General features: G+C 60.2%; 17 protein-coding genes and 3 pseudogenes. 11 read left to right on the top strand and 9 right to left on the bottom strand.

What is annotated here, in order from left to right:
- Nucleotides 1–4: 4 nt before the first annotated feature.
- From SLT36_RS31595 to SLT36_RS31585, 3 genes and pseudogenes are all read left to right on the top strand, one after another.
- Nucleotides 5–1,114, top strand: a complete 1,110-nt coding sequence (locus SLT36_RS31595; protein ID WP_432289270.1) for a mandelate racemase/muconate lactonizing enzyme family protein — start codon at nt 5–7, stop codon at nt 1,112–1,114.
- 100 nt (nt 1,115–1,214) lie between these two features.
- Nucleotides 1,215–3,195: pseudogene (locus SLT36_RS31590) on the top strand (FAD-dependent oxidoreductase).
- A gap of 17 nt (nt 3,196–3,212) precedes the next feature.
- Nucleotides 3,213–3,989, top strand: a pseudogene (locus SLT36_RS31585) (pyrroline-5-carboxylate reductase family protein).
- Nucleotides 3,990–4,012: 23 nt separating this feature from the next.
- Here SLT36_RS31585 and SLT36_RS31580 read toward each other — a convergent pair.
- The 3 genes and pseudogenes from SLT36_RS31580 to SLT36_RS31570 form a co-directional block, all read right to left on the bottom strand.
- Nucleotides 4,013–4,355: pseudogene (locus tag SLT36_RS31580) on the bottom strand (CobW family GTP-binding protein); the annotation flags it as partial.
- A gap of 25 nt (nt 4,356–4,380) precedes the next feature.
- The gene (locus tag SLT36_RS31575) at nt 4,381–4,584 is read right to left on the bottom strand and encodes a hypothetical protein (RefSeq protein WP_432289268.1); all 204 of its coding nucleotides are present in this window, start codon (nt 4,582–4,584) and stop codon (nt 4,381–4,383) included.
- Nucleotides 4,585–4,648: 64 nt separating this feature from the next.
- Nucleotides 4,649–5,086 carry a VOC family protein gene (locus SLT36_RS31570; RefSeq protein WP_432289682.1) on the bottom strand — a complete coding sequence of 146 codons (438 nt, stop codon included), beginning with the start codon at nt 5,084–5,086 and terminating at the stop codon, nt 4,649–4,651.
- Nucleotides 5,087–5,263: 177 nt separating this feature from the next.
- On the opposite strand from SLT36_RS31570, the gene SLT36_RS31565 reads away from it, so the two are divergent.
- The 6 genes from SLT36_RS31565 (at nt 5,264) to SLT36_RS31540 (ending at nt 8,217) form a co-directional block, all read left to right on the top strand.
- On the top strand, nt 5,264–5,563 hold the full coding sequence (locus tag SLT36_RS31565; RefSeq protein ID WP_432289266.1) for a hypothetical protein: 300 nt from the start codon (nt 5,264–5,266) through the stop codon (nt 5,561–5,563).
- Between the two features lie 262 nt (nt 5,564–5,825).
- Nucleotides 5,826–6,272 carry a hypothetical protein gene (locus SLT36_RS31560; RefSeq protein ID WP_432289265.1) on the top strand — a complete coding sequence of 149 codons (447 nt, stop codon included), beginning with the start codon at nt 5,826–5,828 and terminating at the stop codon, nt 6,270–6,272.
- 80 nt (nt 6,273–6,352) lie between these two features.
- Entirely contained in the window at nt 6,353–6,679 is a 327-nt protein-coding gene (locus SLT36_RS31555) for a hypothetical protein (RefSeq protein WP_169808407.1), read from the top strand.
- Between the two features lie 144 nt (nt 6,680–6,823).
- A complete protein-coding gene (locus SLT36_RS31550) occupies nt 6,824–7,057 on the top strand; it encodes a DUF7338 family protein (RefSeq protein WP_432289264.1) in 234 nt (77 codons plus the stop codon).
- Entirely contained in the window at nt 6,966–7,319 is a 354-nt protein-coding gene (locus SLT36_RS31545) for a DUF7338 family protein (RefSeq protein ID WP_432289263.1), read from the top strand. The genes SLT36_RS31550 and SLT36_RS31545 overlap by 92 nt, the downstream gene beginning before the upstream one ends.
- Before the next feature lie 466 nt (nt 7,320–7,785).
- Nucleotides 7,786–8,217, top strand: coding sequence for a glycoside hydrolase family 108 protein (locus tag SLT36_RS31540; protein WP_432289262.1), 432 nt, complete (start codon nt 7,786–7,788; stop codon nt 8,215–8,217).
- A 602-nt stretch (nt 8,218–8,819) separates the two neighbouring features.
- On the opposite strand, the gene SLT36_RS31535 is transcribed toward SLT36_RS31540, so the two are convergent.
- From SLT36_RS31535 to SLT36_RS31510, 6 genes are all read right to left on the bottom strand, one after another.
- Nucleotides 8,820–9,131 (bottom strand): hypothetical protein, encoded by a 312-nt coding sequence (locus SLT36_RS31535; RefSeq protein WP_432289260.1) that lies wholly within the window; start codon nt 9,129–9,131, stop codon nt 8,820–8,822.
- A 646-nt stretch (nt 9,132–9,777) separates the two neighbouring features.
- A complete protein-coding gene (locus SLT36_RS31530) occupies nt 9,778–9,999 on the bottom strand; it encodes a hypothetical protein (protein ID WP_432289259.1) in 222 nt (73 codons plus the stop codon).
- A gap of 49 nt (nt 10,000–10,048) precedes the next feature.
- Nucleotides 10,049–10,942 carry an ATP-dependent DNA ligase gene (locus tag SLT36_RS31525; protein ID WP_432289257.1) on the bottom strand — a complete coding sequence of 298 codons (894 nt, stop codon included), beginning with the start codon at nt 10,940–10,942 and terminating at the stop codon, nt 10,049–10,051.
- A 266-nt stretch (nt 10,943–11,208) separates the two neighbouring features.
- Nucleotides 11,209–11,478 carry a hypothetical protein gene (locus SLT36_RS31520; RefSeq protein ID WP_432289256.1) on the bottom strand — a complete coding sequence of 90 codons (270 nt, stop codon included), beginning with the start codon at nt 11,476–11,478 and terminating at the stop codon, nt 11,209–11,211.
- Nucleotides 11,479–11,489: 11 nt separating this feature from the next.
- Nucleotides 11,490–12,197 carry an SOS response-associated peptidase family protein gene (locus SLT36_RS31515; protein ID WP_432289254.1) on the bottom strand — a complete coding sequence of 236 codons (708 nt, stop codon included), beginning with the start codon at nt 12,195–12,197 and terminating at the stop codon, nt 11,490–11,492.
- 88 nt (nt 12,198–12,285) lie between these two features.
- On the bottom strand, nt 12,286–12,591 hold the full coding sequence (locus SLT36_RS31510; protein WP_432289253.1) for a hypothetical protein: 306 nt from the start codon (nt 12,589–12,591) through the stop codon (nt 12,286–12,288).
- 283 nt (nt 12,592–12,874) lie between these two features.
- Here SLT36_RS31510 and SLT36_RS31505 point away from each other — a divergent pair, with 283 nt between their 5' ends.
- Nucleotides 12,875–13,144 carry a hypothetical protein gene (locus tag SLT36_RS31505; RefSeq protein ID WP_432289251.1) on the top strand — a complete coding sequence of 90 codons (270 nt, stop codon included), beginning with the start codon at nt 12,875–12,877 and terminating at the stop codon, nt 13,142–13,144.
- Nucleotides 13,144–13,398: a hypothetical protein gene (locus SLT36_RS31500; RefSeq protein WP_432289250.1), complete on the top strand. Its 255-nt coding sequence runs from the start codon at nt 13,144–13,146 to the stop codon at nt 13,396–13,398. The genes SLT36_RS31505 and SLT36_RS31500 overlap by 1 nt, the downstream gene beginning before the upstream one ends.
- The last annotated feature ends 7 nt before the right edge of the window (nt 13,399–13,405 follow it).

Genomic DNA, 13,405 nt, shown 5'->3' with positions numbered 1-13,405 from the left:
ACCCATGCGCATCAGGGAAATCCGGATCTACGGCAAACCCCTGCCTGTAAAGGGCGGTGTCTATCGGATGGCCAGCGCCAGTGTCGCCAAGCTCGACTCAACGATCATCGAGGTCGTCTCTGACAATGGTCTGTCTGGTTGGGGCGAAACCTGCCCGATCGGACCCATTTACCAGCCCCATCACATCCTCGGCGCCAGATCGGCCATGCAGGAACTGGCCCCGGCGCTGATCGGTTCCGAGTTTGTTTCGGTGCGGGATATCTATCGCAAGATGGACGGGGCGCTCGCTGGTCATGGCTACGCAAAGGCCGCAATCGACATTGCCATTCACGATCTTCTTGGAAAGAAGCTTGGGGTGCCGGTATCCGTGCTTTTGGGTGGTGCTCTGACAGGCAAGGTGGCCTCCTACTATTCGACCATCGTCGGCGAGCCGGACGAAACGGCCAGAATTGCCTTGGAGAAAGCCAGGGAAGGTTATCCGCGGCTGCAGATCAAGGTCGGTGGGCGGCCGGTCGAGCAGGACATCGAGACCATTCAAAAGGTCTGGGAGGCCGTCGGATTTTCCGCAAGGATAGTCGTCGACGGAAATCGCGGACTGACCGTTGCCAATGCGGTAACTGTCGATCGACTGTGCGCATCGATCCCGTTTGTGTTCGAACAGCCATGCAACACGATGGACGAGATTGCGTGCCTCAAGGGCAGAATTACGCACCCGGTCTATCTCGATGAGAACACGGAAGACCTGAATGCTGTCCTGCGTGCAATCTCATTGGGAATAGCCGACGGATTTGGCTTCAAGGTCACGAGGCTCGGAGGGCTGAGCAGAATGACAACCGCTCGCGACATGTGCGCCATTCGATCCCTGCCGCACAGCTGCGACGACGCTTGGGGTGGTGACATCATTGCGGCTGCTTGCGTTCACCTTGCTTCGACAGTCGAGCCGCGCCGGTTCGAAGGCGCCTGGATCGCCCAGGAGTACATTTCTGGAAACTACGACAGCCAAAACCCTGTGTTGATCAAAAATGGGCATATCGTCGTCCCGGACCGACCCGGGCTTGGCGTTATTCCGGACGACGGTGTTTTCGGCGAACCGATTGCCGTTTTTGGGGGCTGAATGCGCCGTCCCGGACTCAACTTGTAAGGGATTTCGGGGGCCGACCGCCAGACCGCGCCGATGCAGCGTGACGTCAAAGGCATGCTTGAGGGAGACGCACATGTCCGGGCAGAAGTCGTTCAAGCGATTGTTCTCGCCAGTCGCGATGCGCGGCAAGACGCTTCGAAACCGCATCGTATTCGGCGCGCATACAGCCAACATGGCGGTCGAAGGCGTGCCCACCGAGCGGCATATCGCTTATTATGCCGAGCGCGCCATCGGTGGAGCGGGAATGGTCGTTGTCGAACCCATGCCGGTCCATCCAGCGGCCGTCCTGACCCGCGGCAATTTTCGCCCGGCCGACGACAGCGTCATTCCGAGTTTTCGCAAGGTCGCCGAGGCGATCAAAGAGAACGGGGCAGTCGCTATCCAGCAACTCTATCATGTCGGCCAGCATGCCGATGCGGACAACTCGTTTCATGCTGGATGGTCACCGTCCGGCCTGCCGAGCTACCACGATTCCGACGGTTCGCACCGAATGACCGAATGCGACATTGGAGTGACGATCGATGGTTTTGTCCAGGCGGCCCGCCGCTGTCGCGAAGCGGGTTTCGACGGCGTGGAGGTCTGGGCCGCTTACCATTCCCTGCTCGACCAGTTCTGGACACCCTGGTCCAATCGGCGCGATGACCGCTGGGGTGGCAGCCTGGAAAACCGCACCAGGATGAGCCGCGAGGTCATGGCCCGTATTCGTCGCGAATGTGGCGATGACTTCATCATCGGCCTCGCAATCAGCGACGAGCCCGAAGTTGCGGTCGCGCTGCAGCGCGAGGCACTGGCCGAGATCATCGATCTCCACGACCGTGACACGCTCATGGACTACGTCACCTGCGGTTCTGGCAGCTATTTCGATTTCTACAAGATCATGCCGACCTTCATGTTTCCCGAAAAACTTGGCGCCGATCTGGCATCGGTGATCAAGTCCACGGTCCGCCATGCACTGGTCACCGCCGAAAGCCATGTCCGCACTCCGGAAAACGCCGAAAGCGTACTAAGTGAAAGCCTTGCCGACCTGGTCTCGCTCGTGCGCGCACAGATTGCCGATCCGCATCTGGCCAACAAGGCAGCGGATGGACGACCGCAGGACATCCGCGGCTGCCTCTCTTGCAATCAGATGTGCTGGGGACGACGATCACGCGACTACTGGATCAGTTGCGTCATCAATCCATCGGCTGGCCGCGAATGGGAATGGGGCGGCGACCGCTTCACGCGGACCGTGCGGCCGAAGCGCGTCTTCGTTGTCGGTGGCGGACCGGCCGGCCTCGAGGCGGCGCGGGTCGCTGCCGAGCGCGGACATCGGGTGACGCTCGCCGAGGCATCCGATCGTCTCGGCGGCCAGTTCCGCTTGGCGGGGCTGCAGCCGCGCGCGCGCCCAGATCCTCGACCTGATCGCCTGGTATGAGGGTCAACTTCAGCAGTTGCAGGTCGAGCTGCGCTACGGCGCATATGTCGAGGCCGACGACCTGGAGCGCGAGGCATTCGACCACGTCATCGTTGCCACCGGCTCGCTGCCTCCCGACGGTGCGTTCCAGCGCGCATTGCCGCAATTCGAAACCATTCCAGGGGTGCGCCGATGTTTTCGGCTGAAGCTGTAATGGCACGTGAGGTTCGGCCGGGCAAGCGCATCATCCTGCTCGATGACGGCGGCAATTGGAAGGCTGGAACAGCATGGAGACTGCCGAGGACGGCCATGCCGTGACACTCGTCACCCCCGATCCGCTGGTTGGCAGGAACTACAGCGCATGGCTGTGGACACACACTTTCGCCGAACGCTCACCCGTCTCGGGGTTCGGTTCCTCATCGAAAGCGCTATCGTTCATTGGGACGGGAAAACGGCTGATGTCGCGTCCCTTCTCGATGGGACCGAGACCCAGATCGCGGCAGACAGCCTCGTATTCGCCAACACAAACCTGGCGGAGGACACGCTATCGAACGAACTTTACAAGCGAAGCATCAGCCATGTTTGCGTCGGCGACTGCACCGCATCGCGCCAGGCAGCATTCGCGATCCATGATGGGCGCAAGGTTGCGCTTGCGCTCTGAAATTATAGGAGAATGTCTTGAAAATCGGAGTAATCGGCGCAGGAGGTTGGCTCGGCGGAGCAATCGTCGAGTCGATGCTGCTTGCGGGATCACAGGTCCCGAACCCTGTCCCTGTCCTATCGCAGCAAGCGGCCTGATAGATTTCACGGTGCCAACTGGACCACCGATAATCAGGCGGTTGCCGATCGGTCAGACGTCATTATTGTTTCGGTGCGTCCGCAGGACTGGCCATCCGTCGCTGTGAGTACGCCTGGCAAGCTCGTGATCTCCGTCATGGCCGGCGTACCTCTCGCCACCCTGTGCGAACGCCATGGCACAGAACGGGTAGTACGCTCATTGCCCAACGCAGCCGCCGAAGTCCGAAACTCCTATACGCCCTGGGTGGCGAGCGATGGTGTCAACGAAGGCGATCGCGCCGCCGTCCGTGCAATCTTTGGCGCCTGCGGCGTGCAAGACGAGGTGACGAGCGAGAGCGACATCGATTACCTGACTGGGCTGACGGTTCAGGGCCAGCTTTCCCGGCACTCCTTGCAACTGCAATGATGAAGCACGCTATTTCCCATGGCGTGTCGCCCGAGATGGCGCGCCGCGCGGTGAACATGGTTCTTGTTGGCGCGGGTCGATTGATTGAGTTGCATGGCGATGCGCCTGAAAATGTCGTGGAAACATTCCTCGACTATCGCGGCACTACGGCAGCCGCCATCGACACCATGCGCCTCGCAGGCTTTGAACAAGCCGTTGCTCGGGTTGATGGCAGCGCGTTCGAAGAATCCCTCTCGATCGGCTCATCTTGAGCGTGGTCACCATCAGCTAGCAGCTGCTCCTGCGCCTCGTGGGCCCGGTCGATCTCGCAGAGCAGATGCCTGGCGTCGGCGACGGTCACGATTGCGTCGAGCCTGGTCTTCTGGCGCACCTCGTCGTCTACGAAGAAGGTCTGCGCGACGGGAGCCGGATCGGCCAGTGTTCATCTCGAACACCTCCTCGTCGGCATCGACGATCAGGTCGGTGTCGATGCCGACCTCGCCGAACTCGTTGACGATGACGGCATATTTCTTGCCGTGCTGCTCGGACAGGATGCGGTTGAGCAGGGTGGTCTTTCCGGCGCCCAGATAGCCGGTCAGCACGGTGATGGGTGTCTGGACGGATGCTGTCGCGGACATGGCTGGTCTCCTTATCGTTGGTCGGTCAGGCCCGCCCGGTGGTCGTGGCGGAGCCGAAGAAGCTGCCGATTCCCATGGCGAGTTCGGCGATCACGCGCCTGATGCGCGAAGTCCGGTTGTCGAGAGCAACGTCGAAGAGGCGGCGCACCGGCTCCGATTCGACGCCGTCGGTGACGAAGACCAACCGCGTGCGGTGGTCATCGCTCGGCCACGCATCGAGCATGCGCATCGGATAGCTGCCATGCGGCAACCGCCCTCGCAGGCATTGCAGTCTTTGTTATTGTCTATTGCGCTCAATTAAGTTCTTGGGCGAGCCCGATGAGCAGCCCTCCGGGCCCGCGGATGTAGCAGAGCCGATACGCGTCTTTATAGTCGACGACTTCGCCTGCGAGCTGCGCCCCGCGATGGCGGAGCGTTTCAAGCGTCTCGTTGATGTCGTCCACGGTGAACATGACGCGGAGGTAGCCTAGCGCGTTGACCGGGGCGTTGCGGTGATCTGCGACGACTGCCGGCACCAGGAAGCGGGAGAGCTCTAGCCGGCTGTGGCCGTCCGGCGTGCGCATCATGGCAATCTCGACCCGTTGATCGCCCAGCCCAGTGACACGCCCGGCCCATTCTCCTTCGATCATGGTCCGCCCTTCCAGCTCGAGGCCGAGCTCGCGAAAGAAATCAATCGACGCTTCGAGGTCATCGACGACGATTCCTACATTGTCCATCCGTTTGAGCGCCATGTGTCCAATCTCCAGAATGTTGTCCAAATTGCAAACTCATCGATAGCTTGCCAGGTGAAACACCTTTCCAGATCCTAGCGAGAAACGCCCCCGATCGTCTCGATCAGGGACGAGTTTCGCCGACGTGCCCACGGGTATTATGGATTCCTATTCTGACGTTCACCGTGTGACCAGGCGATGGAGAAAGTATGGTTCCACTGGCAGTTGGGCTCGGCGCTCTACGAAAAGAACGATTGCAGGGCCGCGCTGACGGTGATGAGCAAAATGCCCAGAATCCCGAGCGGCGCACATCGAATGCTTGCGGGGACCCACGCGTGTCTCGGAACACGAGCAAAGGAAGCGCTTGCGGTTTTTCTCAATGTCTCGCCTGGCGACGCCATCGGCAAACAACGCAGGCAATGGGAGAAGATGAACACCGCCCCCGGAAGTCTCGAGCGCTGGATCGGACAAATGCGGTTTGCCGGGTTGTCGGAATGATCGGCTGTCCCGTGCATTACCTCGCAGGAGACCGATTGGCGGCGCTGTCGCCGATTTCGACAGCTGCGGCAAGGATTTAAAGCGACAACAAAGCTCGAAAAGCGCAATGGATTGCCCCACCGACCAGGCCGGCTGACCTTCACGGTGTTCTCGGGCATCTTCCAGCCCTTCTTGCGCGACAGCTGGACACGAACGGGCGCTGTCATAGCAGCAACCCTTGCGCCGGCGTCTGCGCGGCCTCTTGGCATCGCCGGAAATCGATATGGTGCTGGTGCCCAGCCGGTGGGTCAAGGCCGCGTATGAGGCTGACTTGCCGGGTCTTATCGGCAAGATTGCGATCTGGCCGGCGGGTGTAGACGCTGATTATTGGGCACCCTCAGGCGGGGCCCGAAGCACCGTCCTGCTCTATGAGAAGCGCCAGCCCGAAGCGGCAGAACAAGCAGCGGAAATCATTCGAGCGTCCGGCTTCGAGCCCGTGACGATCCGCTACGGACACTACCAGCCCGAGGAATTCAAACGGGCTTTGGACCAGGCAATTCTCTGTGTCGTGGTTGGTCAGAGCGAAAGCCAAGGTCTTGCGCTAGCCGAGGCCTGGTCAATGGACGTTCCGACCTTCGTCCGGCGTTTTGATGTCATCCCCGACGAGGGAACTCCCTGCAGCGCTGCCGTAGCTCACTCCGTCGACCGGTGCATTCTGGTCGAACGATGATGAACTTCGGCATCTGTTGTCATCGGACACGAACGGCTACGCCCCCCGAGATTAGGTACTGGCAAACAACACCGATCGGCATGCAGCCGAAGCCCTGCTTCGGTTCGCGTTCCCGGCGTAGATTAGCGCGCCACCCGACGCTGCTGCTTCAAGCAAGCTGCTTCGATGTTCCGAAGGTCCTCGATAGCATTGAGCCTGTGAAAGGTCGGACAATCACCGATTTCGGCGAGAACGATTGCGATTACTGCGAGGCCAAAATTCATCCGATCGATCCGCTTGGCGATCTCTTCGGTTGCATCAAAGGCACCCGTGGCCCGCAGGACCATGCGTCGGATACGGGCGGTGGGGAACGGATGGTCGGCACTCTCGATGAGGCGAGCGATATCCGCAAAACCATCACGCGGTAGCGGCCACGAATAGGCTCTCACGACCTAGTAGCCCAGTTGCCAGAGCACGGCGCTCGAAGCGCCGAATAGTACTGCGATCCGTCCAGTCCATGTGCGAGGCCTCCAGATGCGGAGGCTACAACGCAGATTTCAAGGAAATGATCCATGTATCTCCGATACGCGCTTCTGGCGCCGCTTTCGCTCGCCTTCAATCTCTTCGTCATGGTGACAGCGCCGGTCTGGGCTTCATGGGCGGCGCTTGCCGACATCGAGCGCTTGCCCTGGGTTTTCGCATGGGTGCACACCCATGACGACGACATCTATGGCCCGGTCGAGAGCTTGGCGGCGGTTCATGGTTGCATGCTGGTGGCTCTGGCGGAACCCCGGCTATGGCTTTGACGCCTATGTGCTCGGCTTCGATGCCGACGGCGTGTTGATTGTGTCCGACAGTGGTGTCGCCGACTTCGACCGCGGCCGAACGGTGTCGCGCCTGGTCGTCATGCAGGCCGCCGACGGTCGACGCTATTTCTCCTATCGCCGCGACCAGATGTTGGCGGACAACCGCTTCGCCAAGATTTGGATTGGCTGGCATTGGGCGGCAAATGACGGGCACCGCCACATGATCAAGGTCATGTTCAATCCCTTTCGGAGTGTTTCCTGAGGCGGGCTCATATGCTCGTACGACCGGATGCAATCAGCGCGATCCTAATAGCCTGCCAGCCAAAAAATGCCGCTGGCAGTGCCGAAGGCTACGGCGATGTAGAACAGGTCCGTCCATCGCGGCCCCGGAAGGTCGCTCACGTGGTCAAAAGCTGCCATGTGATCGACACGAGACCCCCCAGAACCACGGAGATATATAGCGCGTCTTCGAAGGTCATTGTCGCTGCGAGACGACTTCAGATCGGTCGTCATTTTCGCCTCCCTAGGAAGCTCACTTAACTCCCGGCATTGCCGAGTGTTCCATGCCCACCGGCTTATATCGTCACCAGCCACAGAATCGTCCCTGCGGCCGCAACGAAGACCGCCCAGTAGAACCAGTCCTGCCAGGTCATAGGTGAGAGCGGTCGCACTGCGCCCGCGCCTCCCGCGCGTGTTCCCATCCTACTCTCAAAACCGAAGGAAATCCCATGGATCGCAACTTCCAGCGGGCGCTCGAGCTCGTCCTGAAACATGAAGGTGGCTGGTCGGATCACGCCGATGACCCTGGCGGCCCGACCATGAAAGGCGTCACGCTGGCGAACTTCCGCCGCTACGTGAAGGCGGACGCCATCAAGGACGATCTGCGCCGGATTACCGACGCGCAGCTGGCGACGGTCTACCGGCGCTTCTATTGGGACGCGGTGCATGGAGCCGAACTCCCCGATGGCGTCGACTATGCCGTGTTCGACTTCGCTGTGAACAGCGGGCCGGTCCGGGCAGCGAAGTACCTGCAGGGCGTTGTCGGTGTCGTGCAAGATGGCCGGATCGGCCCAGCCACCATTGCCGCCACAAAGGCAATGATGCGGGCCACGGTCATCAACGACCTTTGCGACAAGCGCATGAAGTCCTGCGCGGCCTGAAGACCTTGCCGACCTTCTGCAAGGGCTGGACTTCGCGTGTGTCCGGGGTCCGGGCCCAGGCGCTGAAACTGGCGGAGCCCGGGCCCGCGTCATTACCTGGGCCAGTCGAGATCAAGAAGACGGCCGCGGTGGCAACCACAAAACCCGAGCCGCGGTGGCAACCACAAAACCCGAGCCGCGGATGATCGAAGAGCATTTCCCGGACCATGACGCGCAGCGCCAGGGCGTCGCATAGGTCGTGCGGGAGACGTCACTCAGGCAGGCGGCTCTTCTCGGCTGCTGCAAGTGCTGCTTGGACCAGGGAATCAATCATCTCATCCGGGTAGACCTCATCCGGGCAGTATTCTTCTGCAACAGTCCGAGCCAATTGGCGCAATGTGTCTGGAGCCGTCGAGCCTGACGCCGCTATCTGTCTCATTACTGCCTGGATGACGTCGAAGTCGAAGGCGGATATTGGAGCTATCATAGCTTCCGTCCTCTAATGTGGGGCGGAAGCTTGATCTGCGCTCACAGCCGGCGATGCCCATACAGTTACCGCCGATGGAATTAGCGTATTCCTAGAAATCTCGATTAGCTACTCATCTTGGATTGCAATATGCAATTCATGGGCTGAGCACTTCGGTTATCGTCGCATGCCGAAGCTTCTCTTCGCCCTTGAGGTGCCTCGCGATGACGCGCAGAGCCGGCTGGACAGGCACCGCGGCTTTGTTGCCGGCGCCGATCGGCGTGGCGAACTTGCCGCTGTGGAGATATTCCAGCGCCTGCCACAGCTCGTCGCGCCTTGCCTGCGGCATAGATTGATTGGTGGTTCCGGCGCGCTGGTGTTTTGGCGGCATCGTGGTGGCCTTCGAGGCGATTGAAAGCAAACCTCTAGCAACGGCCCGCACAAGGCGACCAGTCATCTCGCCCACCATCTGGGCGTCCCCGCCCGTCTCGCCGTCATCGGCACCGGCAGGTAATCACCCCTTTTGCAGCCACTCACGGCTGAGTTTACCGGCCGTTAACGCTGCCGCGGCACCATGGCTGAAGCGGCCTTGTTTGCAGTACCGCCGACTAACCCCCCAATCACCCCGCTGCCGAAAGGTGGCGGGCCTTTTTTGGTTTTTTGGGGAACCTCAGCCCAAATCGTAGATTATCAGAAAGCCTGCACAAGGCGACGTGGTGTTGTCCCTTTCGACCACGTTCGAGGTGAAAGCCTGCCGGAGTTTTACCCACGGCAGGCTTTCACATATCGCGGAACCATTCCCGTATTGCCGAATTATGATGCCGGAGCGACCCGACACCCCCCCCACCGTCGTTCGCTCCTGAGCAGCAGGCCTGCCGCTTCTATTCCAACTGGAAGCGGTAGGCCTTTGCGTGAAAAAGGTAGGCGAAATGACCGACGAACCAAGGGAACCGCTTAGCATGGGAGACTTCTTGGTTCGTCGCTTGATGGAAGAGACCGGCGTCACTGAACAACAAGCTCGTAAGCTTGTTGCGGATCTCGGATATCAGTGGTCATCCCTTGTAAGAGAAGCCCGGATCTTAGCGAAAAAACGCTAACGCCGGTACGCTTCGGCCCTATCCGACCTTCCTGATGCGCCCCTTGTCGATCCGAAATATTCCGCTCGCGCCACCCTGGCGCTCGAAGTCGGTTTGCAGCTCATCCCAAATGCCAAGATGCCGGCCGCAATCCTCACACGAGATCGGCGTATCCGACTCTACATTCTCAGGGATACGTAGGCGAATGGTGCCGCAATGAGGGCATTCGAGCTTGTGATTGAGGTACTGAGCGTCGCCCATGATCAGATCCTCCGGCTATGCCTAAATCGTATTCAGGCGAGGACGGATTTCAAGGGGTGAGGATATCCACCACCGTTGCATGCCGCAATTTTTCCTCGCCGCGCAGGTGCTTTGCCATGACTTTCAGAACGGGCTGGACAGGCACCGCGGCCTTGTTGCCGGCGCCGATCGGCGTCGCGAAGTGGCTGGTGTGGAGGGATTCCAGGGCCTTCCACAATTCATCACGTTGCGCTTGGGGGATGGCCGGTATTGCTCGGCCGACATATCGCAGCTTGGAATCGGTTCCCTCGGCCAGCAGCAGCGACGGTGCCTCTCCACGCTTGCGCTCGTATCCGATCACCACGAATTCACCTGTCATGTAGGCCTTCGTCTTCAGCCAATCCTTCGACGGACCGCTGCGGTAGATGCTCGCGCGGCGTTTCGAGACGATGCCTTCGAGGCCCATCCTTTCCACTGCGCCGAAAAATTCAGCGCCGGAGCCCTCGAAAGACTGGCTGAATTGAATAGGCGTGTCAGGCCGGGGTGGGCCGAGCAGGATCTCAAGTCGGAACCGTCGTTCCTCGCAACGCACCTTACGTAGGTCATTGCCGTCCACCCACAGAAGGTCGAAGGCGTAGAACAGCAGGCTGGCGTTCTCCCAGCGAATAGCCGTCGCAAGCTTCTTGAAGTCAGATCGGCCAGTCTCGTCTTGCACGACCATCTCGCCATCAAGGATGGCGTCACATCGGATCGTCTCCCGCGCGGCAACCAGCACCGATCCATACTTGTTCGACCAATCATGGCCGTTACGGGTGTAGCCGTAGACGTTGCGGCCGATGAGGTGGATCTGGGTGCGGTAGCCGTCATACTTGATTTCGTGGGCCCAGCGGTCGCCTTCTGGCGGCTTTTCGACCAGCGTCGGAATACAAGGCGGGATGAACGCAGACCGGTCCTTGTCTGTCATCAATCAGCCGTTGCGAAAGCGGCCCGCTTGGTTGTTGCCAAGTCGGGCCGCCCGCATTGCGTGGTGGGGTGGGCATGGCAGCCGACGCAATACTCAACTCTTGGATTTAGGCCTTGCATCGACGTCGCACCTCACCGTGCAAGGCTTAGTGTTGCTCGCGCGAGAGTTGCGGGCAATAGCCCAATGGATGAGGGCAACCTAGCCAATTCGTAAGCGCTGTGCCGCCCACACATCGGCCAGCTTCGGGCTTGCGGGCAACTTTGCCATCACTCCATGTCGGGGACTTCGCCGGCCTGGTAGAGGATCGTGGGCTCGCCATACTCGCCGATCGCCGGATTTGCTTCCCGGCTCCATGCGATAACGCCGGCGTGCTCGCTCTCGATCATCTTGGCCAAGCGCCTGGCCGCGTCTTCGCTCTCCATCTGGCGAGGGTCGAACGCGGGCTTCAGGTCGCCTTCCTCGTCGCGGTTGAACGCAGCCACCACGATGAGCTTGGGCATTTTCTGTTGTGGGACGACATGACCGGTATTCGACATCGAGGAATCTCCTAGATCAACGACGCCTGGGATTGAGGTGAAACGACCTGCGTCTCCGGAAGATCCACTACGGTCAGCATGTCGGCAGGCAGCGGACGCTGCAGTTTGCTCGCCTCTGACCAAGGGGCGGTCAGCCACGTTTCGATCTCTTCTGGCGTCGTCAGGATGACCGGCATTGCCTTTTCGTGGATCGGGGCAACGACAGCGTTCGGACTGGTCGTCAGGAAGGCATAAACTTCCCAGTCGAGGACGCCGTCACGAATGGTGCGCGCGCCGCGCCATGGCGTCCACAGCCCTGCGAAGACCGCCAGCGACCGAACTTCATTGAGCGCAAACCAGAAATTGCGGTGCCGGCCAGTGAGCGGGTCTTTGTCGCCCTCGATCGGGCTCGGCTCTGAGAAGCTGGTGAACGGCACCACGCATCGGCTTTCGACACCGAGAAAGGGTGCCCAATGCTTGCTGTCCGTCCGTCGGATGTTGGTAACGCCCTTGTCGGGCTCTTTCTCCAGCAGCGCCTTGAAATCGACTGTTTGCCCCTTCGCTTCAAGCTTTGCCGCCCGGGCCTTGGTGGCTTGGAATTGCACGTTCGAAGCCGTGGGCATGCCCCAATTGAGCATCGCCAGTTGCCGGCGCCCTTCGAAGTTGCGCACTACAGGCCCATTGCGGCCGGGATAGACGTCGATCGACGGCTCGAGGTTGCCGGCGATGTCGTCGAGCACCTTGGTCAGCGCGCGCAGTTCGTCCTGGGATGATGAGAAATTGTAGAGGTTGCACATTGGGGAAGACTGCCGTGGCGTGCGGGTGCCGTCAATCGCGGCTGCACCCTAGTGGACCCTCACCGGGTTCATATGGAGCCGGGTCTTTGCCACATGCCTTCACCGCGGCTGCCTGTGCTCTGTACCAGATGACCGAAATCCTCTCGTCTTCCTTGATGGGTTCCAGGTCTTCGCCGTCTAGGGAATAGAGCGGCTCGTGCGCATTCTCGACCTTCCATGTCGAGTAATCGCCTTGTTCAGCGGTAACACCGTACATGTCGAGGATTGCCTGAGCTGCTGCTAGGCCCCGTTGGATTTCGGTTGGCGAAGCGCCGGGGATTTCAAGTGTAAGGGGCATCAGTGGATCCTCCCTGAGCCGTATACTTCCTGCCTTCGGCCCGGTGTTCGAAGCAGAACCAATGCGGCGTTTGCTTGCCGGTAGCGAAGCCCCATCCGCCGTCCTTCTTGCAGCCTGGATGCTCGCAAAAATGCTCATAAATGCCGCCGGGCTTACGCGGTGCCGTGTTTTGCTCGTCGCTCATGCCCATAGGTTAGCGTGATGTGAATTGACTCCGCAAGGAGTTTGTTCCTATTTCGTTCTCATGCCGCAGCCGAGCCGAACCATACCCTTTCCGCTTTCCATGCTGAACGATGCCCGCGATCTGGTCGAGGTTCGGTGCACCTATTGCAAGCGAGCCCATGTCTATTACCCGACAGACCTCATTCAGCTGTTCGGCGACGTCGACGTTGACTCCCTTGCCGGCCGGATGAAGTGCGAGAGTGTCCCCGGCGGCCATGGGTTCCTCAAAGTAGAGCGCGTTTTCTCAGGCTCCAGGGAGATGGTGGGCAAGAAGATCCGGCGGCTTGTTGCCATTCAGGTGAAGCGCGTGCCGGTCTGGAAGGAAGAGTAATGGCCGACGGCTCAAATCACACTTCTGATGATGACCTGGAGTGCGAGGATTATTGCGCCTTTGACGGGACGCGCCGCATCGGTCGCGTTTATTCCGACAGCATCAGGAGTGAAAAATGCTGGCGGTGGTTCCCGGTGTGGGGAGGCGCGCGTGGTACTGACCGCTGCGAAAGCCGCGTGGCGGCGATGATGGCATTGGAGTCAGCCTACCTCGATGTGCTGGCTAGACTATTCAAAGCGGGCCAAGGCGCCTGAGCGGGCG

The sequence above is a fragment of the Aminobacter sp. BA135 genome (genome assembly GCF_050859125.1).
GTDB lineage: Bacteria > Pseudomonadota > Alphaproteobacteria > Rhizobiales > Rhizobiaceae > Aminobacter > Aminobacter ciceronei.
This window is presented reverse-complemented; position numbering and strand designations above follow the sequence as displayed.